General features: G+C 37.7%; 21 protein-coding genes and 2 rRNA genes. 9 read left to right on the forward strand and 14 right to left on the reverse strand.

From position 1 onward, the window contains the following. The 6 genes from V5290_RS15450 to V5290_RS15475 form a co-directional block, all read left to right on the forward strand. Positions 1 to 126: ribosomal RNA gene (locus tag V5290_RS15450) — 23S ribosomal RNA — on the forward strand; the annotation flags it as partial. A 148-nt stretch (positions 127 to 274) separates the two neighbouring features. Next, positions 275 to 390 (forward strand): 5S ribosomal RNA (gene rrf / locus V5290_RS15455). Positions 391 to 1,257: 867 nt separating this feature from the next. Continuing rightward, the gene (locus V5290_RS15460; RefSeq protein ID WP_333387782.1) at positions 1,258 to 3,579 is read left to right on the forward strand and encodes a hypothetical protein; all 2,322 of its coding nucleotides are present in this window, start codon (positions 1,258 to 1,260) and stop codon (positions 3,577 to 3,579) included. Positions 3,580 to 4,339: 760 nt separating this feature from the next. After that, on the forward strand, positions 4,340 to 6,235 hold the full coding sequence (locus V5290_RS15465; RefSeq protein WP_333387785.1) for a PTS mannitol transporter subunit IICBA: 1,896 nt from the start codon (positions 4,340 to 4,342) through the stop codon (positions 6,233 to 6,235). A gap of 78 nt (positions 6,236 to 6,313) precedes the next feature. Next, complete coding sequence (locus V5290_RS15470; RefSeq protein WP_290041515.1) at positions 6,314 to 7,456, forward strand: mannitol-1-phosphate 5-dehydrogenase; 1,143 nt, start codon at positions 6,314 to 6,316, stop codon at positions 7,454 to 7,456. Between the two features lie 52 nt (positions 7,457 to 7,508). Next, complete coding sequence (locus tag V5290_RS15475) at positions 7,509 to 8,042, forward strand: MltR family transcriptional regulator (RefSeq protein ID WP_333387790.1); 534 nt, start codon at positions 7,509 to 7,511, stop codon at positions 8,040 to 8,042. Between the two features lie 102 nt (positions 8,043 to 8,144). Here V5290_RS15475 and hslU read toward each other — a convergent pair whose 3' ends face one another. The 11 genes from hslU to lptM form a co-directional block, all read right to left on the reverse strand. Continuing rightward, entirely contained in the window at positions 8,145 to 9,491 is a 1,347-nt protein-coding gene (gene hslU / locus V5290_RS15480; RefSeq protein ID WP_333387793.1) for an ATP-dependent protease ATPase subunit HslU, read from the reverse strand. An 8-nt stretch (positions 9,492 to 9,499) separates the two neighbouring features. After that, positions 9,500 to 10,054: an ATP-dependent protease subunit HslV gene (gene hslV / locus V5290_RS15485; protein ID WP_333387796.1), complete on the reverse strand. Its 555-nt coding sequence runs from the start codon at positions 10,052 to 10,054 to the stop codon at positions 9,500 to 9,502. Between the two features lie 138 nt (positions 10,055 to 10,192). Next, entirely contained in the window at positions 10,193 to 10,717 is a 525-nt protein-coding gene (locus V5290_RS15490; protein WP_333387799.1) for an SPOR domain-containing protein, read from the reverse strand. Positions 10,718 to 10,719: 2 nt separating this feature from the next. Next, positions 10,720 to 12,468, reverse strand: coding sequence for an arginine--tRNA ligase (gene argS, locus V5290_RS15495; protein ID WP_333387802.1), 1,749 nt, complete (start codon positions 12,466 to 12,468; stop codon positions 10,720 to 10,722). 128 nt (positions 12,469 to 12,596) lie between these two features. Continuing rightward, a complete protein-coding gene (locus tag V5290_RS15500; RefSeq protein WP_333387805.1) occupies positions 12,597 to 13,052 on the reverse strand; it encodes a hypothetical protein in 456 nt (151 codons plus the stop codon). A gap of 207 nt (positions 13,053 to 13,259) precedes the next feature. After that, complete coding sequence (gene uvrD, locus V5290_RS15505; RefSeq protein WP_333387808.1) at positions 13,260 to 15,425, reverse strand: DNA helicase II; 2,166 nt, start codon at positions 15,423 to 15,425, stop codon at positions 13,260 to 13,262. A 93-nt stretch (positions 15,426 to 15,518) separates the two neighbouring features. Continuing rightward, positions 15,519 to 16,226, reverse strand: a complete 708-nt coding sequence (locus V5290_RS15510) for an HAD-IA family hydrolase (protein WP_333387811.1) — start codon at positions 16,224 to 16,226, stop codon at positions 15,519 to 15,521. Between the two features lie 13 nt (positions 16,227 to 16,239). Further along, positions 16,240 to 17,139 carry a tyrosine recombinase XerC gene (gene xerC, locus V5290_RS15515; protein ID WP_333387814.1) on the reverse strand — a complete coding sequence of 300 codons (900 nt, stop codon included), beginning with the start codon at positions 17,137 to 17,139 and terminating at the stop codon, positions 16,240 to 16,242. A gap of 53 nt (positions 17,140 to 17,192) precedes the next feature. Further along, positions 17,193 to 18,020, reverse strand: coding sequence for a diaminopimelate epimerase (gene dapF / locus V5290_RS15520; protein WP_290041502.1), 828 nt, complete (start codon positions 18,018 to 18,020; stop codon positions 17,193 to 17,195). A gap of 56 nt (positions 18,021 to 18,076) precedes the next feature. After that, positions 18,077 to 19,339 (reverse strand): diaminopimelate decarboxylase, encoded by a 1,263-nt coding sequence (lysA, locus tag V5290_RS15525; protein ID WP_333387819.1) that lies wholly within the window; start codon positions 19,337 to 19,339, stop codon positions 18,077 to 18,079. A gap of 54 nt (positions 19,340 to 19,393) precedes the next feature. Next, positions 19,394 to 19,555, reverse strand: a complete 162-nt coding sequence (lptM, locus tag V5290_RS15530; protein WP_333387821.1) for an LPS translocon maturation chaperone LptM — start codon at positions 19,553 to 19,555, stop codon at positions 19,394 to 19,396. Positions 19,556 to 19,798: 243 nt separating this feature from the next. On the opposite strand from lptM, the gene V5290_RS15535 reads away from it, so the two are divergent. Genes V5290_RS15535 through ushA form a run of 3 tightly spaced genes read left to right on the forward strand, consistent with a single transcriptional unit; the run spans position 19,799 to position 22,208 of the window. Beyond that, positions 19,799 to 20,023 (forward strand): hypothetical protein, encoded by a 225-nt coding sequence (locus V5290_RS15535; RefSeq protein WP_333387824.1) that lies wholly within the window; start codon positions 19,799 to 19,801, stop codon positions 20,021 to 20,023. 11 nt (positions 20,024 to 20,034) lie between these two features. After that, complete coding sequence (gene coaD / locus V5290_RS15540; RefSeq protein ID WP_333387827.1) at positions 20,035 to 20,505, forward strand: pantetheine-phosphate adenylyltransferase; 471 nt, start codon at positions 20,035 to 20,037, stop codon at positions 20,503 to 20,505. Positions 20,506 to 20,558: 53 nt separating this feature from the next. Further along, entirely contained in the window at positions 20,559 to 22,208 is a 1,650-nt protein-coding gene (ushA, locus tag V5290_RS15545) for a bifunctional UDP-sugar hydrolase/5'-nucleotidase UshA (protein WP_333387890.1), read from the forward strand. Between the two features lie 117 nt (positions 22,209 to 22,325). On the opposite strand, the gene mutM is transcribed toward ushA, so the two are convergent. The 3 genes from mutM to rpmG all read right to left on the reverse strand — a co-directional run bounded on the left by mutM (position 22,326) and on the right by rpmG (position 23,917). After that, positions 22,326 to 23,138 (reverse strand): bifunctional DNA-formamidopyrimidine glycosylase/DNA-(apurinic or apyrimidinic site) lyase, encoded by an 813-nt coding sequence (gene mutM, locus V5290_RS15550; protein ID WP_333387831.1) that lies wholly within the window; start codon positions 23,136 to 23,138, stop codon positions 22,326 to 22,328. 101 nt (positions 23,139 to 23,239) lie between these two features. Further along, entirely contained in the window at positions 23,240 to 23,692 is a 453-nt protein-coding gene (locus V5290_RS15555) for a hypothetical protein (protein ID WP_333387833.1), read from the reverse strand. A gap of 69 nt (positions 23,693 to 23,761) precedes the next feature. Beyond that, entirely contained in the window at positions 23,762 to 23,917 is a 156-nt protein-coding gene (gene rpmG, locus V5290_RS15560; RefSeq protein WP_025562982.1) for a 50S ribosomal protein L33, read from the reverse strand. Between the last annotated feature and the right edge of the window lies 1 nt (position 23,918).

Here is a 23,918-nt window from a genome sequence, read left to right on the forward strand (position 1 = left end):
TGAGTTCTCACTGGAACTTTAAGTTCCCTAAAGGGCCGTTGGAGACTACAACGTTGATAGGCAAGGTGTGTAAGTGCGGTAACGTATTGAGCTAACTTGTACTAATTACCCGTGAGGCTTAACCATACAACACCTAAGTAGTGTTGGTGTTTACCAAGATTGTCAAAGAAGACGTTAAAATATAAACGCTTGTGATAGCGTATTTACATATTTCTGATTGAATAGAACAACGAAAAAGAACATTAGAATGTCACTTTCCTAATTACAATTTATGCTTGGCGGCCATAGCGCTGTGGTACCACCTGATCCCATGCCGAACTCAGAAGTGAAACGCAGCTGCGCCGATGATAGTGTGGGGTCTCCCCATGTGAAAGTAGGTCATCGCCAAGCGCCTAATTAAACGAACCCTGTTGACTTACGTCGACAGGGTTTTTTTATGTCTGGAATTTAAGAGTATCTGAGCCTAGCGATATTTACCCTTCCAGTGACGAAACATCTTTTAAGGGGCGCTAGCTTCAGCCTGCAGTTTTCTGTGTTAATCTTTTTTGATGCTTAAGATCGTGGATTAATTTGACCAGTTAATTAATGGAATTGGTATAACTTGCTCCATCCTTAATAATTACGGTATGCCGATATTTGACATTACTCGTGAGTATTTTTTTAAGGTGAGCACGTATAATGACTTTATTTACATAAGGTATTACCATCGCTTGTGATGCCAGTGCGACTAAGTTAATGCCCGAGCCTCTTAATGCTACTAATATCACTAAGTAACTGATCTATTTTACTTGTTAAAATAACTTATTTCTTCGTTGTAACTTTCGTAAATAGAACAACTATTAACGAAGTTAATCGTCGAAAGGCTTAAGTTACGCCTTAAACTAAGTCATTTTTCCTGCGCAAAATTTAGATCACTTATTTAATGCAATTGGTATTAATCTCTACTATTTTTATTGAAAATATACTTACCATGTTGATATTGGTTTACTATTTTAAGAGCCGCTAATCATATTATGTGGCTGATGGTTACGAATCCCTTCATTTCTTAATTATCCAGTTTACAAAATATCTTTTAGTTTTTTCTGTTGCTTCAGTTATTAACTATATGGTTTTACAAATATTTAATAGATTTTGATTTTATATTTTAGCTTGATTGTATTATTTACATCACTAAATGAGTAGATATTAAAAGTAATAGGTACTAGTCTGTGTTTGTAAGTATCGTATTTATTCGCTTTCATATATGGAAATATAACAATGAACTTCCTTATTAAATTAATTCTATGCCTTTCTTTAACACTATCTCCATTTGTTCTTTCAGCCACCTATGTGAATTTTGATACTGACAATAATGGTCTATACGATGATCAGGAGCGAAAAACTTTATTAGACTATTTACAAGCTGAGTATCCGGAGTTAACTGCTAATTATGATGTAGATGGTGATGGTGCTGTTTCAATTTTAGAGCAAACGGATGGGCGATTACCTTTATCAATGCGAATCGCAAAAGATGAAGTTGAAAATAATGATGAAAAAGTAACTTGGGGTTTAAACCTTTTTCCTGAATGGATAATGACAGCTTATTTCCAAGATGATGTAGAAGTAGGTGAAGTAGCTACTCACAGTTCACGTGGTAATAGTGTTCGTAACGCAACACAATCAACAACTAGTTTGCGACCTGAAAAGTTGTCTAATAATAATGGTATTGAGTTTACAGAAAACTCTGGTCAATATTTAACAATGAGTGGGCAAAGAGAAGCTAGGTGGGCTTATCGTTGGACTATTTTTACTTTTCGTATCGATGCCGATTCGGGTGATGATGATACAACAGTGATGGTTGATATTAACCGAGGTAATGCTTCAAATAAATCTTCTCCTAAAATCTGGTATAACAAGAGCACAGGGTTAAATATTCAGTTTGTTGGACGCAATGAAAATGGACTGGATAAAAGAATCATGACAACCAAAACAGAAGTGGTTGCTGATGGTGAAACCTGGAATGTTATTGTCACTGGTATCCGTTATGGTCAAATGTTTGCTTCTGTGAATGGAGTTAACCTTTCTACTGAATCACCTCAACCTGAACGTTATGCCAATGCTGAAATTGGCAATGATACTTCGTCTTACATAGGCGATGATAGTGACGGTAATATGGCCTGGGCGTACGATACATTAGCCTTTGGTTTGACGGAACCAACTGAAGCAATGGTAAGAAAAATGACAGGTTGGGCCGCACATAGGCTAGACGATAGCGATAATGCTATTAATTTACCTGATACTCATGTTTATAAAATAAATAAGCCTGTAATGGACAAAGAGGACTTTCCCGATCGATATGTTCACGATAATGATCAATGGACTGAATGGGGAAGCAGTATTAATAATACTGATGTTAAAACTAATGGCGGTGGATCTCCTGTCGATATAGAAGGATTTGAGCGTGTTTTTTATGATGACTTTAGAAGTGATCGCGTAAAAGCTAGTTATAGCGGTGAATCAGACTTGTGGTCTGCTCCCGGATTCAATACGGCAGTCGGATCTTCTGCTACATTAATTGCCCCAAATGATACTACCAATGTTTATGAATATGATGAATCTGAACAAAAGCAGTCGCTTTCTTTATTGAAAGTAAATGATAGGTGGAAAGCTGCTGCTTTTTATAGTGTTAATGATCTTGGTTATGGATATACCTGGAAAGGTCCTAAAATATTCCGTATCCGTAGTATGTTTCCTGAAGTTGCACAAGCTGATTTAGCTGGAGGGTTGTTTCCTGCATTTTGGTCATATGACCCTGATTTTCTATTCTGGCGAACAGCTAATAGAATTGAAGTTGATTGGTTTGAGTTTGACGGAAAAAATGGGACTTGGTTAAATGGATTAGCCTCACATTACCACTATGCTGCCGTAGATAATATATTTGCTAAAAGTGCTGATAGTTATAAAAGTTATAAAGCATATAGTGGTCAATTGACTGAAGCAAAAAGCAAAATTGAAGGTGGTATAGAGTTTTGGGATGGTGAGTACCATACTTGGGAGTTTGTTATTGATGACGATATGACTTATATCAACGTGACGATAAAGGACACTGATGGGAATGATAAATGGGTTGAAGTAGGTAGAGTTACAACTCCTCCAACTTATCTAGAAAGGTTAGATCTACAATTAGATTATGCTTTAAGGTCATGGGATGGAGAGCCAAGCTCTGATCGAGAAGACTTCACTATCGACTCGATAGAAGTATTACAAAAAACCAGTAATATTATGGCTCTTCCTGATATATTCACCAGCAGACCTGTCATTACGGGTGATCAAACTGAAGGAAGTACAATAATTTGCCAAGCAAATGTAGAGGGTATTACAGATATTCGTTACTACTGGTTTGCAAATGCTTACCCATTAACTTACACCACTAGTAATGAGTATCAAATTACATCCGATGATGTAGGCAAAAATATTAGGTGTATGGTCAAAGCTGTTGGTGCGTTAGATATGCCTGAAGCATGGACTGAATCAATACGTGTTCCGGCAGACAATACCCCTATGGCTCCATCAAAAGTTAAACTACTAAAATCAAGTTAGTGGGGTTTTACCAACCTTAGAAAGAGAATGTTCAATACGTATATAAATTCTTTTAATTGAAATTATATTTTTACTCTTGTGTGTGATTATTAGTAATGTGATTTTTAATCAAAATATATCTATTTTCGGATAATAAAAATTAAGTTGTTTTAGACTAGATGATGAATTTATTTCATGATTAGGCATGTATGGTTAAATTTTGTATTAAATAACTTTTAAGTTATTTACATCCTGAGTCATATATTTTTAACTGATATTTTTTGTCACAAAAATGTAAGAAGATCATGCTGTGACAAGGAAGTAATAGGTAATAAGAAAAATTTCCTGATGCAAAAAATCACGCTTGTTAGCGGTTTTTATTAATGTAACTTTATGTAATAAAATTACAAATGAGTTTATTTGATTAAAATAAAGAGATCTATATCACTCTAATTAATTGTTATCTCATTTATTGCATAATTTAACGAGACATACGTCTCTTTTGTGATATTTTCCCCGCATGCTAAATGTGATTAATATCACTATTTTTAGTGCGTGAATTTTTATATTTACAGTTTGTAACAATAGTACACCTGATTTAAGTGACTTATGTATCAAAAGTAGGGCTGTTGCCATGCTTTTAGTGATCGTCTTCACAGCAATTGAGTGGCTATTCTATATTTCTTTTTATGTGCTAAATTAATTGTATCAAACCTAATACGGCAGTTTTTAATCAACTGTTAATTAACATTATTAATAACAAAATGAACGGGGAAATGAAATGATATCATCCGAAGCTAAAATCAGAGTACAGAACTTTGGTAGGTTCCTATCAAATATGGTTATGCCAAACATTGGTGCGTTTATCGCGTGGGGTTTTATTACTGCACTCTTTATTCCAACAGGTTGGTTCCCTAATGAGCAATTGTCTCAATTAGTAGGACCGATGATTAAATTCTTACTTCCTTTATTAATTGGTTATACAGGTGGTAAATTAATCGGTGGTGATCGTGGTGCTGTTGTTGGTGCTATCACTACAATGGGTGTTATCGTTGGTACTGAAATTCCAATGTTCCTAGGTGCGATGATTGTTGGTCCACTAGGTGGTTATGCAATTAGCAAATTCGATAAAGCGGTTCACGGTAAAGTGAAAAGTGGTTTTGAAATGCTAGTAAACAACTTCTCTTCAGGTATTATCGGTATGATCTTAGCGATCATCTCTTACTACTTGATTGGTCCAGCTGTAAACGTACTTTCTGAAGCACTAGCTGCAGGCGTTAACTTCCTAGTTGAAGCGGGTTTATTACCACTTACTTCAATCTTTGTTGAGCCAGCTAAAATCCTATTCTTAAACAATGCGATTAACCACGGTATTTTCTCTCCGCTAGGTATTCAGCAGTCTACAGAATTAGGTCAATCAATCTTCTTCCTTATCGAAGCAAACCCAGGTCCTGGTCTAGGTCTACTACTTGCTTACATGGTATTTGGTAAAGGTACAGCTAAACAAACTGCAAGTGGTGCATCTATCATTCACTTCTTCGGTGGTATCCATGAGATTTACTTCCCATACGTATTAATGAACCCACGTTTAATCCTTGCTGTTATCGCAGGTGGTATGACTGGTGTATTCACACTAACATTATTCAATGCGGGTCTTTTATCTCCAGCATCTCCAGGTTCTATCTTCGCAATCTTACTATTAACACCTAAAGCATCTTTAATTGGTGTTGTGTTATCAGTAGTTGCATCTGCATCTGTATCTTTCATTGTTGCTTCTGTATTAATGAAAACACAAAAAGATTTAGGTGAAGACGAAGGTGATAAACTAGCTGAAGCTTCTAGCCAAATGAAAAACATGAAAAATGCTCCAGCAGCTGCTGCACAAGGTGGTGCTGAAGTTGACATGGGTAAAGTAAACAAAATCATTGTTGCTTGTGATGCAGGTATGGGTTCTAGTGCAATGGGCGCAAGCTTATTAGCTAAGAAAGTTAAATCTGCAGGTTTAGATATTAGTGTTACTAACTGTGCTATCAACAACCTTCCTGGTGATGTTGATATCGTTATTACACATAAAGACTTAACTCCACGTGCAATCAAGCATGCTGGTCAAGCTAAGCACTTATCATTAACTAACTTCTTAGACAGCACGTTGTATGATGGATTAGTATCTGAAATCATCGCTTCATCTGGTACTCCAGCTGCTGCACCGGCTGCGCCAGTTGTTGAAGAAGCGCCTGCAGAAAAGCCTGTATTTGAGTTAACTGCTGAAAATATTCACCTTGGTCTTAAAGCAGAAAACAAAGAACAAGCTATCCAGTTTGCCGGTGAGCAACTAGTTAAACTAGGTTATGCTGAACCAGCTTACATCGAAGGTATGTTTGAGCGTGAAAAATTAGTAACGACTTACCTAGGTGAATCAATTGCGGTTCCACATGGTACGATTGAAGCGAAAGAAAGCGTAATCAAAACAGGTATCGTGGTATGTCAATACTCTGAAGGTGTATTGTTCGGTGATGATGAAGATGATATCGCTAAACTAGTTATCGGTATCGCAGCTAAAAATGATGAGCACATTAGTGTTATCACAACCATCACTAATGCATTAGATGATGAAGAAGCTATCGAAACATTGATCAATAGTAAAGATGTTCAAAAAGTATTGAGTATATTAAGTTAGTCAACTCTGGCTTAAATCAAAACGCTGGTCTTTACCGGCGTTTTTTCGTTCAATATTAATAAAAAGAAGGAAAAAACAATGAAATCAATTCATTTTGGCGCAGGTAACATTGGTCGTGGCTTTATTGGTAAACTACTAGCAGATGCAGGCATTAAAGTTACATTTGCAGATGTCGATGAAAAAGTGATCAACTTACTAAACTCTCTGAATACATACAATGTGAAGGTAGTAGGCGCAGAATGTAAAACAGAAGTTGTTTCAGGTGTAAACGCAATCAACTCTACTAGTGATGACTTAGTAGGCTTAATTAGCGAAACAGACCTTATCACAACAGCGGTAGGTCCAAACGTATTAGTGATTATTGCAAGCAAATTAGCACAAGGCCTAGCAATGCGTTTCGAAGCAAACAATGAAGCATTCTTAAATATCATTGCTTGTGAAAATATGATCCGTGGTACTAGCTTCTTAAAAGCAGAAGTATTCAAACATTTAGATGAAAAATATCACGCACAAGCAGAACGCTTAGTTGGTTTTGTTGATTCAGCGGTAGACCGTATCGTTCCACCTTCTGAGTCTGATGATCCTTTAGAAGTAACTGTGGAAAGCTTTAGCGAATGGATTGTGGATGAACAACAGTTCCGTGGTGAAGTGCCTGTTATTGAAGGTATGCAAAAAACTGACAACCTAATGGCATTTATCGAGCGTAAATTATTTACTTTAAATACAGGTCACATCATGACTGCTTATTTAGGGGCGTTAGCTGATTACGCAACGGTAAAAGATGCAATTGATGATGAAGCTATCTGTGCGCAAGTTAAGCAGGCGATGCAAGAAAGTGGTGAAGTATTAATTAACCGTTATGGCTTTGAGCGTGAAGCGCATAATGCTTACATTGAAAAAATTATTGGTCGTTTTGCTAACCCATACTTACACGATGAAATTGATCGCGTAGGCCGTCAGCCAATTCGTAAATTAGGTGAGAACGATCGTCTAGTTAAACCACTATTAGGCACAATTGAATACGCTACAGCTAATGATATGCTGTTGAAAGGTATTGCTGCAGCATTTAAGTATACTAACAGCGATGACCCACAAGCAATTGAATTACAAGCATCATTGCAAGAGATTGGATTCTTAGCGACATTATCTAAATACACTGGTTTAGCAGAAGATAGTGCCGAAGCAATCAAGATTGAGAAGCTATTTCTAGCAATGGCTTAATAAAACAGTTGTGCGGGGCACTAGCTCCGCATAACCCTAATTAGCTGAGCTTATGTCGAAACAACTACAAGAAAATGAAATACTAGAATGTTTAAATGAAAGTGCTACAGCGCGTGGTTTTTTTATCTCTACTGTTGATATTTTTGAACAGCTTATACAAGCATTAATTGAACGTATTTTTTTAAAAGATGATTTTGCAGTGCAATCTGTAGTTGGGCCTTTATTGAAAGACTCAGGGCCATTAGGCGAATTATCGGTTCGTTTGAAATTGTTATTTGGTTTAGGAGCTATTCCACACCTTGTTTATCAAGATATAGAGTGCGTTATTAAACTAAAAAACTTACTGAGTAACGATAGTGCTGATTATCATTTTACAGATGCACCTATAGCTGAAGCGATTAAATCACTGCATTTGTTTAAGAATATGAATGTAGGTATTTTTGATTCAGTGAAAGCTGTTCCAGATGATACCGATTTAACATTTTATAAAATGCAATTAGAGAGACAGCAGCAGGTCATTAAGTCCTCTTTAGCGTTAGGAATTATTTCACTTTGTGAAACGTTAAATAAAGAAAGCCCTTTTTAAACAAATATAATAGTGTTTATTATCTACTAGTAAAAAGCCCCTAATAACAACGTTATGAGGGGCTTTTTTATAACTTAATTTAAAATTAAGTTTATTTAGTCTTTATAGAATGTAACGTGTTAAATCTTCATCCTGAACCACTTCATCAAGCATATTAGCTACGTAGGCTTCATCAATAGTAATCGACTCGCCAGAGCGCTCTGTGGCTTCATATGAAAGCTCATCCATAATGTGTTCCATTAAGGTGTGTAAACGACGTGCACCAATGTTTTCAGTGGTCTCGTTTACTTGCCATGCTGATTTAGCTATTTTGTTAATTCCACATTCAGTAAAGTTAATGCTAACACCTTCCGTTGCAAGTAACGCTTGATATTGTTCACTTAACGATGCTTTTGGCTCAGTTAATATACGCGCAAGATCTTGTTCACGTAATGCTTCTAACTCAACACGAATTGGTAGGCGACCCTGTAACTCAGGAATGAGATCCGAAGGTTTAGCTACTTGGAATGCACCAGATGCAATAAATAACATGTGGTCAGTTTTTACCATACCGTGTTTAGTTTGTACTGTTGAACCTTCAATTAGTGGCAATAAGTCACGTTGTACACCTTCACGAGAAACATCTGGGCCTGATGATTCACCGCGCTTACAGATTTTATCGATCTCATCGATGAAAATGATGCCGTTATTTTCTGCTGCGTAAATTGCTTTCTCTTTAAGGTCTTCTTGATTAAGTAGTTTTGATGCTTCAGATTCAACTAAGGCTTTTAACGCATCTTTAATCTTCATCATGCGTTTCTTCGACTCACCTTTATTACCTAGGTTTTGGAACATACCTTGTAGCTGGTTAGTCATCTCTTCCATACCAGGAGGAGCCATGATTTCAACACCTATTTGTGGTGCAGGTACATCAATTTCTACTTCTTTATCATCTAATTTACCTTCACGTAATTTCTTACGGAAAGATTGTCTTGCTGGGCCTTCTTCAGCTACTTCAGAGCTATTTACATCCCATTCTGTTGCAGTTTTAGCTGGTGGAATGAGAATATCTAAGATGCGATCTTCAGCCAAGTCTTCTGCTTTAGCTGTTACTTTTGCTAATTCCTGTTCTTTAGTAATTTTGATTGCGGCTTCAACAAGATCTTTAACGATACTCTCAACTTCTTTACCAACATAACCGACTTCAGTAAATTTAGTTGCTTCTACCTTAATAAAAGGTGCATTAGCTAGTTTTGCTAAACGACGAGCAATTTCTGTTTTACCAACACCAGTTGGACCGATCATCAGAATGTTTTTAGGCGTTACTTCATGACGAATATCTTCATCAAGTTGCATACGGCGCCAGCGATTACGTAAAGCAATAGCCACTGCACGTTTTGCTTTACTTTGGCCGATGATGTGGCGATCCAATTCCTGCGCGATTTGTTGTGGAGTCATATTGTTAGTCATCATAAATCCTATTTTGTAGTGGCTACGTCGGTATCAGTATCTGTATCAATACACTCGATAGTTTGGTTTGAATTGGTAAATACACAAATGTTACCGGCAATTGTTAATGATTTTTCAACAATGTCTTGCGCTGATAATTCAGTATTTTCTAGTAAAGCCATTGCAGCTGATTGTGCAAAGTTACCACCAGAGCCAATGGCAATTAGATCATTTTCTGGTCTAACCACATCACCGTTACCGGTAATGATATAGGAATGCTTTTTATCGGCGACTGCCAGTAATGCTTCTAATTTCCTGAGCATACGATCAGTACGCCAATCTTTTGCTAGCTCAACAGCCGCTCTCTCTAAGTTACCTTGGTGAGCTTGTAGTTTCGCTTCAAAGCGCTCTAATAGGGTGAATGCATCCGCAGTACCACCAGCAAAGCCAGCAATGACTTGATTGTTGTACAGGCGGTGTACTTTACGCGCATTACCTTTCATTACAGTGTTACCAAGTGATACCTGACCATCACCACCGATAACCACTTGATTACCGCGACGTACAGAAACAATAGTAGTCATATTGATACCTTTTGTTGTTTGTTGAATAAATGAAGATGCCATTTTTATAGGCTTGATATTTATAAGGTGGGGCAGAATTTATTGAATTCAAGGGAAATAGTTAAAGAAAAGGAGAGCCTTGGCCCTCCTTGTTAAGGTTTAACGCCAAAACCAGATTTGGCAGCCATTAATTTTTGCACGTTGTAATTGGTGTCGTTGTTTTTCAGCCAGACGTTTACGTTCATATGGTCCTAAAATAACGCGATACCAGTTACCAGTTTTTTTAACTATGCTATTTAAACCTTGGAAAGCAATTTTAGCTTTCAGTGATTCAGCATCACCTTGATTTCTGAATGAGCCGCATTGCATTTGATAAGGTCGTGTAGGCTTCTTTTCCACCGGAATATCAACCTTTACTTCTTTAGTTTTTAAAATATCGACATAGTCCCACTTTGGCTGAGGCATCTCAGGTAAAGTTTCTTCAGTTTTTACCGTCTTTTTGGCAACCTGCTTTTGTACTACTGGTGGTTTATCAACACCAAATACAAAGTAGCTGATAAAGGCAATTAATAAGATAGCAATAAAGCAAGCAATATAAGGGAAACCCTGCTTAGTTTGCTTACGCGTATTGCCTCTTTTAGTTGCACCCCGTTTAGCGGGTTTTCTACGTGTGACTCGTGGCATTTTTACATGCGTTCCAATGTGTTAATACCTAATAAAGCTAGGCCTTGCTGTAACGTTTTAGCGGTTAAACCGGCTAGTTTTAAGCGGCTTTGTTTTTGTGTTTCACTTTCAGCGATTAGAATCGGGCAAGCTTCGTAAAAACTTGAGAATAAACCAGCTAATTCAAACAAATAAGCACATAGGTAGTGTGGCATACCTTGTTTACCTACTTGGTTAATGATTTCATTAAATTGCATTAACTTATTCGCTAAGTCTTTCTCTTTTTCTTCAGTAAAGGTGACCTCGGCAGTAATGCTATCAATAGTAATACCCGCTTTATTAAAGATACTTGCTACACGTGTGTAAGCGTATAATAAATAAGGTGCTGTATTACCCTCAAAGCTCAACATGCTATCGAAACTAAAGGTGTAATCGCTAGTACGGTTTTTAGAAAGATCGGCATATTTAACAGATGAAATACCAACAACAGACGCAATTTTACGTAGCTCTTGTTCAGCCATATCTTGGTTTTTTTCTTTTACTAACTCATAAGCTCGCTCTTCTGCTTCCGTTAACAAATCAGCTAGTTTAGGAGTGGAGCCAGCACGCGTTTTGAATGGTTTACCATCTTCACCCATTACAGTACCAAAAGGCATATGTTCAAGTGAGGTACCGGCTTTAACAAACTCTGCTAAACGTGCAACTTCGAATACTTGTTGGAAGTGTAAACCTTGACGAGCATCTACAAAGTATAATACGCGATCAGCATTTAATGCAGATTGACGGTAACGGATAGCGGCTAAGTCAGAAGTAGCATATAAGAAACCACCGTCTTTTTTCTTGATGATAACAGGTAATGGCTCGCCTTCTTTATTCTTAAAGTTATCTAGGAAAACACATTTTGCACCTTGGCTTTCTTGTAATAACCCTTTGCTATCTAAATCTTCTACCACTTGAGCAAGATCATCATTATAAGCGCTTTCACCACGAACATCATCCAAACCTAAGCTAACACCCATGCGCTCGTATGCTTCTTGACAGTGAGAGATACTGATCTCTTTGAATTCTTTCCATAGTGCTAAACATTCAGCGTCACCGCTTTGTAGTGCAACCACTAAGTCACGAGCACGATTAGCAAAATCTTCTGATTCGTCAAAACGACCTTTAGCAGCACGGTAGAATACTTCTAGGTTTGCTAGGTTTTTGTTGATCTCTTCCCCTTTCGCACGTAACTCTTCCATATAAGCGAGTAACATACCAAACTGCGTACCCCAGTCACCTACATGGTTTTGACGGACCACTTTATGTCCTTGGTGTTCTAAAGTACGGGTTACTGAGTCTCCGATGATTGTTGATCGTAAGTGACCAACATGCATCTCTTTTGCTAGATTAGGTGATGAGTAATCAATAACAATAGTTTGCGGTGTAGAAGTTAGTTCTACATTTAAACGTGAGTCAGCAAAAGCGCTATCTATTTGCTTTTCAAGATAGTTAGGGTTGATGAAAAAGTTAATGAAGCCAGGACCAGCAATTTCAGTTTTAATGACTAATTCAGAAGCAGGTAAATTTTTCACGATCAGTTCTGCTAATGCGCGTGGGTTTTGTTTTGCTGGTTTTGCTAACATCAATGCAAGATTGTTAGCGAAGTCGCCGTGTGATTTGTCCTTAGTGCGATCAATAGTGATACGAGGTTGAACATCTGCAGGGATAAGTTGTTGTGCTTGCAAAGAAGCGACAGCTTGTTCAAGTAGGTTTTGGATTAATGCTTTCATGTATAACTCACTAATTGATTCGGACAAATAAAGTAGTGAGATTCTACCGTTTATCTAAGGTGAAGACTAGGAAGTTAATTCAGTTCAACACCTTAAAAGTTAAAATAATGATTAAATTTACAGCGCTTTTACAGATATTCAAACTCATGACTTGCCATGACAACTTGATACAGCATCTCTTCCTCTTTAGAGGTTAAGTCTTCCAATGCGGTTTCTGCTTCAGAGGTACTGCTATTAACAGTCGCGGCTTGCATAGCTTCAATGAGCTGCATATCTAATTGAATGGCTAGCGTAACAACATCTTCTAAGGCCAGTTCAGGTTGAAACTTAAGTTCTTTGCAGCGTTGTGGAAAACTTTGATCGAATATATCTTCTAATAAAGTATTTAAGAGGCTTAATGGGGCTTGTTGTACATATTGATGGAGGTGGCAGTATGAGAGTTGCTCTTTATTTCTCATATATTCCAATAAGAGTTTTACTTTTTCGTCGTTGGCTTCAAGGCTTAGCCTTTGATATAGCTCGGCTAATGCTTTATGGCAATCTTCAATATACAGTAAAAAGTCTTTAATCAGTTTTACGCGCATAATAATCTCCTAAATATTACTCCTTGTGCTGTTTAAAAAACAAACAGAACCTTTTCATAATAGCGAGTTTTAAGCATTTAGCGAGAAGTTATGTTGGATATGTGATGTGTTATGCTTTTTATAAACAGGGTAAGTAATTGATAAGGTTTTCTTAACTCAAGAAAACCTTATCAATCTAGATATGTTGGTATTTATTGCTGGTGGAAATTAAATGACTTCTAAGCGGGCATAAGTCGTCATTAACCATTTGCTGCCAACGCCTACAAAATGCACTTGTAAGCGGCTATTTTCACCGCTACCTTCTTGTGCAGTGATAGTACCTTCGCCAAACTTAGCATGTCTGACTTGTTGGCCTAGTTTAAAACCTTGGATATCTTGAGTAATCGCTAATTTAGGCTGTTGTACTTTAGGCTCTGCGCGACGAACTTGCGCTTTCATTCTTACGTAATCTACATTTTCATCGGGTAACTCACTAATAAAGCGAGATGGTGCATGAAATTTTTCTTGTCCGTATAAACGCCTGCTTTCAGCATGACATAACGTTAATTTCACCATTGCTCGGGTTAACCCTACGTAACAGAGGCGGCGTTCTTCTGCCATACGAGTTTCATCAGTTGCTGATTGTTGGCCGGGAAACATACCTTCTTCAACACCTACAATAAATACTTGTGGAAACTCTAGACCTTTTGCAGCGTGCATTGTCATTAATTGCACGGCATCTTCAAACTCATCTGCTTGATTATCACCAGATTCTAATGCTGCATAAGCAAGAAAAGCAGTAAGCTCTTCCATCTCTTGCTCTTCTTCTGGAATAACAAACGCTTTTGTTGCAGAAACTAGCTCTTGTAAATTTTCAATTCGGCTGCGTGATTTCTCACCTTTTTCAGCCTCAAACATAGCCACTAAACCGGAATGTTGAGTCACGTGATCTACTATTTGGAAAAGTGGTAATTCTGACGTTTCTTCTTTAAAACGGTTAATTAAGGTTAAGAAACTATTTAATGATGATTTTGCAGCGGCACTGAGCAAGTTATTTTCTATTAAATACTGACTTGCTTGCCACAATGTATAGCCTTGCTCACGGGCACAAATTCGAATTTTATCTAGGCTGGTGTTACCAATTTTACGTTTTGGTTTATTAACAATACGCTCGAATGCTGCATCATCTTGATGATTGTTCATTAAACGTAAGTAAGCAATGCTGTCTTTGATTTCTAGGCGGTCGAAGAAACGCTGTCCACCATAGATATGGTAAGGGATTTGCTGTGCCATTAACTGTTCTTCAAATAGACGAGATTGCGCATTGCTGCGGTATAAAATGGCACATTCACTTAATTTATTACCGGCGTTTTTCCAGGTTTGTAGTTGGCTCGTCACATAACGTACTTCATCGTAGTCATTAAAGGCACTGTAGATAGAAATTGGTTCGCCATCTTCACCGCTGGTCCAAAGCTCTTTACCGAGACGATCGCTATTATTTTGGATCAATTGATTAGAAGCTTTAAGAATATTCCCAGTCGAGCGGTAATTTTGTTCTAAACGAATAGTCACCGGTGAATTTTTCTCTTTTAAGAAACGTTGGATATTTTCAATATCAGCACCACGCCAACCATAAATAGACTGATCGTCGTCCCCAACAATAGTTAAATAATTACCGTTATCTGTTAATAGCGTTAACCAAGCATATTGTAATTTATTGGTATCCTGGAATTCGTCTACCAATACATGTTGGAAGCGTTGTTGGTAATGTAGCAATAAAGCGGAGTTATTGAGTAATAATTCGTGTGCGCGTAATAATAACTCTGCAAAGTCTACCAAACCTGCTAATTCACAAGCCGCTTCATAGGCTTGATACACTTGTAATCGTTGCTTTTCTTGTAAACTAAAGCCTGGATCGATATGTTTAGCCCGTAAACCTTCATCTTTTTTATCGTTGATGTACCACTGTAATTCTTTAGGAGGGTAGTATTTTTCATCTAGCCCTAGGCTTTTGATAATACGTTTGATCATCTTTTGTTGATCGTCACTATCTATAATTTGAAACTGCTCTGGTAATTTAGCTTCTTGATAGTGTAAGCGTAATAATCGATGTGCTATGCCGTGGAAGGTACCAATCCACATGCTGCCGATCTGTTGAGGGCAAATATCAGCGATACGTCCACGCATCTCTTTGGCTGCTTTATTAGTAAAGGTTACTGCTAAAATACCATAAGTTGGAATATGGTTTACTTGCATTAACCAAGCGATTCTATGGGTTAATACTCGTGTTTTACCACTGCCAGCACCTGCTAATACCAGCATGTTTTGTTCTGGTGCAGAAACTGCTGCGCGTTGATGATCATTTAAACCATCGATTAGGTAAGATACGTCCATAGAAAAGCCTGTTTATTTATTCAGTAGATAAGAACTATACCGAAACATAGATTAAATGTGAATGATCTATGTCGTGACAAATGTGGTGTCTATTTATAATAATTTGAGGAGATCTTGAAGATCAGCCATCTCGATAGTCGGTAGGAGTTTTGCTCCATCCAGTGCAGAGCCATTAGGGTTAAACCAAACTGCTTGAGCATCATGCTGTTGCGCGCCAAAAACATCACTATTAAGGTGATCTCCCACATGAAGAATATCACTGATTTTAATATTCAATTGATCTGCTGCTTGCTGAAATAAGGCAATATCAGGTTTACTTTTAAAGCCATTACCCGCTTTTAAAACAAATTGGAATTTATCTTGTAGCCCTATTTTTTCAACATCAACATTACCATTGGTAATGGCTACAACAGGGTAGTGCTTAGCAAGTTGTTGTAATAGTTCGATGCTTTGATTCGGTACATCAACTTCACTGCGTAATGCTATGAAGGTTTGTAATGCTGTTTCTGAGTAAGTAATGGCATTAACAGGCGCAATACCATGTACTATCATTACGCGTTGAATAGCGGCTTTTCGCCATGCAGTAACATCGTGTTTTAAGTTAGGATCTTCTTTAACTATTAATGCTTTATATAGATTCCATCTTCTTTCTTCTAATTCGGCTAGCTTAGGGTAATTACTTTTCAGGTAATCTAAAAAATGCTTTTCTGCTTTTATGATGACCGGCTCGTTATCGTATAAGGTATCATCGAGGTCGAAGCTGATCGCTTTGAATGGACGGAGTGTTTTATAAAATATCATCGGTTATCTTACCTTATTTTTTACGTTTAGCGCGTGGGTGGGCTTTATCGTACACTTCTGCTAAATGCTGAAAATCTAAATGGGTATAAACTTGGGTCGTTGCTAGATCAGCATGACCTAATAAGGTTTGTACTGCTCTTAAATTACCGCTCGACTCTAGCATATGTGTCGCAAAGGAATGGCGAAGCTTATGCGGATTTACATGGCTAGGTAATGATTGCTCTAGACCCCATTTCTCCATGCGCATTTGTACACTACGAGTAGAAATTCGTTTTTTCTGTTTCGATAAAAATAGTGCCTTTTCTCCAGGTTCTGCAAAGTCTGGTCTGACTTTTAACCATAATCTCATCGTTTCGATTGCAGTTTTAGTGATCGGTAATAGACGTTGCTTACTGCCTTTACCTGTTACCATGATCTCTTTCGCAGATAGTTTAATATCACCTAAGTTGATATTAACTAACTCACTTAACCGTAAACCAGATGAATACATTAACTCCATCATGCAATGGTCTCTGAGTGTTAATGGATCATCTCCATCAATAGCTAATAGTTGGTCCATATCATCAACGCTGATATTTTTTGGCAAAGGTTTATCTAATTTAGGTGCAGAGACACCTTTTGCAGGGTTAAAGGTCAATAAACTATGCTTCACCATATATTCAAGAAAAGAGCGTAAAGCAGAGAGTTTGGTAGCGATCGAGCGTGCTTTAATACCATTCTGATGTAGCTGTTTTGCTAACAGACGTACTTGATGAGTATCTAATACTTGCCAGCTTTTTATTTGTTGTTCGGTTAGTAGATCTATAAATTCTGTAAGGTGTCGCTGATAGTTATTTATGGTGACCGGGCTTAATCCGCGTTGGCTGGCAATGTGAGTTAAAAAGCGTTGTACATCAGGTAATAATGGATTCATAGTAAACCCTAGGTTGAAAAAAGTGCAGTATTGCTACTGCACTTAAGCAAGCTCTATATTTGAATTTGTCCATCAAATACAAAATCTGCAGGACCGCTCATACGAACGCTTTGACCTGGTTGCCAGAAAAAGCGTAATTCGCCGCCTGGTAACTCGATTCGACAATGTGTATCTAATTTATTTTGTAATTGACCTACTACTGCTGCTGCACATGCACCAGTACCACAGGCTAGTGTTTCACCTACACCGCGTTCCCAAACTCGTAATTTAGCAAAACCACGGTCGACAACCTGCATAAAGCCTACATTCACTTTATTAGGGAATCGTTCATGCACTTCTAGCAACGGCCCTAAAGTTTCTACAGGAGCATTATCAATATCATCAACTAACACAACACAATGAGGGTTACCCATAGAAACAACACCACATAATACGGTGTGATCAGCAACGCGTAGAATGTAAGTTTTTTCCTCTTTTTGAGCCTCAAAAGGAACCTTCGCTGGCTCTAAAACAGGTTTACCCATATCCACAATGATATTGCCATCCTGCTCTATTTTAAGCTGAATTTTACCTTTTGCCGTACTAACGTTAATGACACGTTTTTGGGTTAAGCCTTTCAGTTTTACAAAACGTGCAAAACAGCGTGCGCCGTTGCCGCATTGTTCAACTTCGCTGCCATCAGCATTAAATATACGATAATGGAAGTCTAGATCTGGATCATAAGGTGGTTCAACCATTAACAATTGATCAAAACCAATACCAAAGTTACGGTCTGCTAGCTTAGCGATCGTTTCTTTAGACAAAAATACATTCTGCGTAACATTGTTAATGACCATAAAATCATTACCCAAGCCATGCATTTTAGAAAACTCAATATTCATTTCTTACCTTCATAATAGGGAAGTCTCCTTCCCTAAAGTATTGGCTTAATCTGTAACTAAGGTAAAACGTGCTCACCGCGCCATAAGTCGATATGTTTTTCACGTTGGCGTACAACAAACGCTTTATCACCATCAACCATGATCTCTGCAGGGCGACAACGAGAGTTATAGTTTGAACTCATTGTAGAGCCGTAAGCACCAGCACTACGTACCGCTAAGTAATCACCCTCAGCAATAGCCAGTGAACGTTCTTTGCCTAAGAAGTCACCCGTTTCACATATTGGACCTACGATATCGTAAACACGTGTTGGGCGTTTTTCAGGGTCATCAAGTTTATTATTAGTTGGAATAATATTTTGCCATGCACTGTATAAAGCAGGGCGAATCAAATCATTCATTGCCGCATCAACAATAGCAAAATTCTTGTAATCATTAAGTTTTAAGAATTCTACTTTAGTAACTAAAATACCCGCATTAGCCATAATTGCTCGGCCAGGTTCGAAGATAAGTTTTAACTTACGACCATTCATACGGGCAATTAATGCTTGCATGTATTGTGCTGGCTCTGGTGGTGTTTCACCATCATATGGAACACCTAAACCGCCACCTAAATCTAAATGTTTAATATCGATACCTTGTGTTGCTAGGTCATCAATCAACATTAATAGTTTATCTAAGGCCTCAATGAACGGCTCGATTTCAGTTAATTGAGAACCGATATGGCAATCAACACCTTTCACATCTAAAAATGGTAGTTCATTCGCTAGGCCAAATACGGTTAGCGCTTGCTCTATTTCGATACCGAATTTATTTTCTTTTAATCCAGTAGAAATATATGGGTGGGTACCTGCATCAATATTAGGATTAATACGAATAGAGATAGGTGCTTTGGTTTTTAAGCATCCAGCGACTTCATTGATACGGTATAACTCTGAAATAGATTCCACATTGAAACAGTAAATACCAGCTTGTAGCGCAGTAGATATTTCAATCTCGGTTTTACCTACACCTGAGAAAACTACTTTCTTCGGATCACCGCCAGCTTGAATTACACGTAGTAACTCACCAACAGATACAATATCAAAACCTGAACCTAAGCGTGCCATTAGGTTTAATACACCTAAATTTGAATTTGCTTTTACTGCATAACAGATGAGGTGAGGGTGATCGCCTGCCGCTTGATCAAAGGCATTCCAGTGACGTTCAATAGTCGCACGAGAATAAACGTATGCAGGCGTTCCAGATTTCTTGACGATATCTTCAATTGCAGTATCTTCAACTAATAAACGGCCATCGCTATGGTAATTAAAATGATCCAATGTTAAATCCTTTTTTGTTCAATTTGTTATCACTGCCTTTGAGCATACTTATTGTTAATTATTTAAGGCATCTGTTGTTGTTTCTGTCACGTTATTTTGTTGTGTTTTAGTTTCTTGTTGTTGTGGTGCTTCTTGATAGAGAGGCCCTTTCATACCGCAACCAACCAATAAACTTGAAAAACACAGGACAATTAACGATAAATAAAGATTTTTCATACCTTATCCTAGTCAAATATTTTTAGCCCTCTATAATCGCATTTCATGGTTAAAAAGCAAAGGAGAAGTAAATAACCGATGATTAATTTGTCGAATTAGCTGATTTCTTGCTGCAAAAATTTGAAAATACAGTGCTGATATCGGTGGATACTGCCTTGAGCAAGGCTTATTTCATTTTATATTAGCGTTGATGGACCAACAATCTAACGAAACAATGAGTTTCGATTTAAAGAGCACAAAACTATGTTCAAATTATTTTTTTTATATCCTTTCATCGCATTAGTATGTATTTGGTTAAGTAGTGACGTTGAGGTTGATACGTCTATTTATAAGCTAGATGATAATAGTGTCTCCATTGAGTTCCCTAAAGCACGCTTTAGAGAAACCGGATCTGAGCCTTGGTTTACCTTTTACTGGCAAGTAGATCATCAAGCACAATTCTCCGAAACATTAATCGAATTAGAATAAGCGAGATATTAATGAAAACAGTTGTTTTTCCAGGGTCTTTTGATCCCGTTACTAATGGGCACCTTGATCTTATTTCAAGAGCTAGTTGTTTAGCTGAAAAAGTGATTGTTGCTGTTGCGATGAATGACAGTAAAAATCCTTTTTTTAATCTTGAAGAGCGTTGTGCTTTATTAAAAGAGGCGACACAACATATTGAAGGAATTGAAATTATTCCATTCAGTGGTTTATTAGCTGAATTTGCTAAGCAACATCAAGCTGAAGCGCTTATTCGTGGTATCCGTGGTGGTACTGATGCTGATTACGAAATTCAACTCTCGCAAGTTAATTTCACCTTATATCCTCAACTAGAAACTATTTTATTACCCGCTCACGCTCGCACTGCTTTTATTTCTTCAACCATCGTTAAAGAGGTGTTTAAGCATCAAGGCGATATTAGCTTATTGGCACCGGAATGTGTCCAGCAAGCATTTAATAAAAAATAATAAAAACAACACGCCATTTTTAAAGTCATGCCATAGGAATAATAATGAGAACAATGACAAAAAAACTCTTACTCACTGCACTTAGCCTTTCTTTATTGGGTTGCAGCATCATTGCCGATAAAACATGGGAAAAGGATAAAATTTACAACATTACAGTGCTTCATACTAATGACCATCACGGTCGATTTTGGCAAAACCGTTATGGTGAATATGGTATGGCTGCGCGTAAGACATTAATCGATAGTATTAGAAGTGAAGTAGAAGAGGCTGGTGGTAGTGTCTTACTATTATCTGGCGGCGATATTAATACTGGTGTGCCTGAGTCTGATTTACAAAATGCAGAGCCAGATTTTAAAGGTATGAGTTTGATTGGTTACGATGCGATGGCGATCGGTAACCATGAGTTCGATAATCCATTGGCGATTTTAAAACAACAGGAAGAGTGGGCAAACTTCCCATTACTATCAGCGAATATCTATGATAAAAAAACTAATACTCGTTTATTTCAACCTTATCAAATGTTTAATTTAGGTGGAGTAAAAACTGCAGTGATAGGTTTAACCACGGAAGATACCGCGAAAGTGGGTAACCCTGAATATGTTGCCGGTATTGATTTTAAAGACCCGACGACTGAAGCGAGAAAAGTCATTGCTGAAGTCGAGAAAAGTGAACATCCAGATCTTATTTTTGCAGTAACGCATATGGGGCATTACCAAAATGCATTTTACGGTGTGAATGCACCCGGTGATGTGACATTGGCTCGTGCACTACCAGAGGGCGCCTTAGATATGATCGTTGGAGGTCATTCACAGGAGCCGGTTTGTATGGAAGGCCCTAATGTAGTTGATACCGAGTTTAAACCGGGTGATGACTGTGTACCTGATAAACAAAACGGCACTTACATTATGCAAGCGCATGAATGGGGTAAATACGTAGGACGTGCTGATTACCAATTTAAAAATGGTGTGTTAACACTGGTTAATTATCGTCTTATTCCTGTTAATTTAGTTAAGAAAGTGAAAGTAAACGGTGAATCAAAGCGTGTATTAGTAGAAGATAAAATAGAACAAGATCCTAGTTTATTAGCCTTCTTAACGCCTTTCCAAGAAAATGGCCAAGCAGAGTTAGGTAATAAAGTCGCAGAGAGTAATGCTAAGTTAGAAGGGGATCGTAATATGGTTCGTTTCCAACAAACTAATCTAGGTCGTTTAGTGGCTAAGGCGCAAAAAGAACGTGCTAAAGCAGACTTTGGTGTCGTTAACTCTGGTGGCGTACGTGACTCAATTGAAGCAGGTACGATTACTTATAAGGATGTGTTGAAGGTACAACCTTTTGCTAATCAACTAACTTATGTTGATATGAGTGGTAAAGAGGTTCTTGAGTACCTTAATGCTGTGGCGACTAAACCAGTAGATACCGGAGCTTATGCTCAATTTTACGGTATTAGTATGAGTGTGGGTAAAACGGCCGTTAGCAAGGTTAAAATCAATGGTAAAAATCTTGATTTAACAGAGAAATACCGTTTCTCTATCCCAAGCTTTAATGCCGCTGGTGGTGATGGATACCCAAATATTACTGCACACCCAGGTTTTGTAAATACAGGCTTTGTGGATGCAGAAGTATTAAAAGAATACCTAGAGTCACACTCACCACTTAAGGTTGAAGAGTACCAGCCTGCAGGGGAAATGGTTTATCAGAACTAATACTTTTACTGGTGAGAATTGATAGAAATAGTTTGTAAATAGCTCATTATCAAATAAAAGCCTAGTGACTGAGTCGTCACTAGGCTTTTTTATTGGAGTTATGACTAATCATTTTAATTAACGTTGGCAGTTGGCGCAGTACACACTATTACGTGCTGCTAACTTAACCGAGGTTAATGGGGTTTCGCAGCTTGGACATAGTTCACCTGTTTTTCCATAAACATGTAAGGTTTGTTGGAAGTAACCGGGTTTACCGTCGCCACCTACAAAGTCTTTAAGGGTTGTTCCGCCTTGTTTAATCGCTTCGGTTAGTATTTCTTTAATTGCTTCAACTAAAATCTGATAACGTTTTAAGCTGATATTGTTGGCTGCTCTTACAGGGCTGATACCCGCTTTAAATAAAGCTTCCGTTGCATAAATGTTGCCTACTCCCGTCACTACCTTTTGTTCCATAATGAACTGCTTAACGGGTAGTTTTCTATTTTTGCCTAACTCATAGAGTAATGCAGCGGTGAATTCATCAGAAAGAGGCTCAGGTCCTAATATACTTAATAAAGGGCTTTCTTCAGGCTCTTTTCCTAACCACAAAATAGCCCCAAAGCGTCTAGGGTCTGTGTAACGTAACAGGCAATTTTCAAATTCAAAATCAACATGATCATGCTTTTGCGGGGCTGTTCCTAATTCGCAAATGCGTAAATTTCCCGACATACCTAAATGAATTAATAGAGTACCTATTTCAAAGCGTAATAATAGATATTTAGCGCGGCGATCAATGGTTAATAGTGTTTGCTTTTCCAATAACGACGGTAGCTCTTTTGGTATTGGCCAACGTAATTGATGGTGGCGTAGTATTATTTTTTTGATCGTTTGCTTGACGATATGTGGGCTAATACCACGACGACTGGTTTCTACCTCTGGTAACTCTGGCATGTTTCTCTCATCATTTATTTAATAAGTAATCATGACAACAATAGCTTACTAGACTTAATTAGTTAACCGTGTTTTTTAGCAAAGGTTGGCTGGTGGAATGATTATCTGCCAATAAGTGAAGTTAGTTTCTCAATGGGTAAAGTTAAAAAAGTATCTTCATTAACTTGTAAAATATATTGGCCATCCTGCAGTTGATGTAGTTGCACAATAATAGGTTGCTGTTGTTCGATTACAAAAAACTTTAAGATAAAGTCGGAAGAGGGCAAAGATTGGATATCTAAGACCGCTAACGGAAGTGTTTGCCAGTTATTGACAATAGTTTGCAGGTTTTCATTAGAAAGGTTAATACTAGGCTCTCTTTTCCATTCACGGCCTGTTCGAGTCATTATGAAATCTGGTGTTTGTATTTCAACAATCGTTAGGTCTGGTGAGATAACCGGATGCTGTGGTGTGGAATTTGAAAAGTGTAGTTGTTGACGAAAGTTAAAGATGAAGATAATAAGTAATACGCCAAAGATAAGTATATTGTTCCAACCTTTTTTGGATAAGCGCATAAATATTCCTTTTTCTTCAGGTATAAAAAAACCCAGTATAAACTGGGTTTTTTCAAGGTTAAATCAAAATTACTTGATTTTGCCTTCTTTGTAGATAACGTGTTTACGTACTACAGGATCAAACTTTTTGATCTCAAACTTTTCAGGCATGTTCTTTTTATTCTTATCAGTAGTATAAAAATGACCAGTACCAGCGCTTGAATTTAAACGAATTTTATCACGCATT

It is taken from the genome of Psychromonas arctica (assembly GCF_036697365.1).
Lineage (GTDB): Bacteria > Pseudomonadota > Gammaproteobacteria > Enterobacterales > Psychromonadaceae > Psychromonas > Psychromonas arctica_A.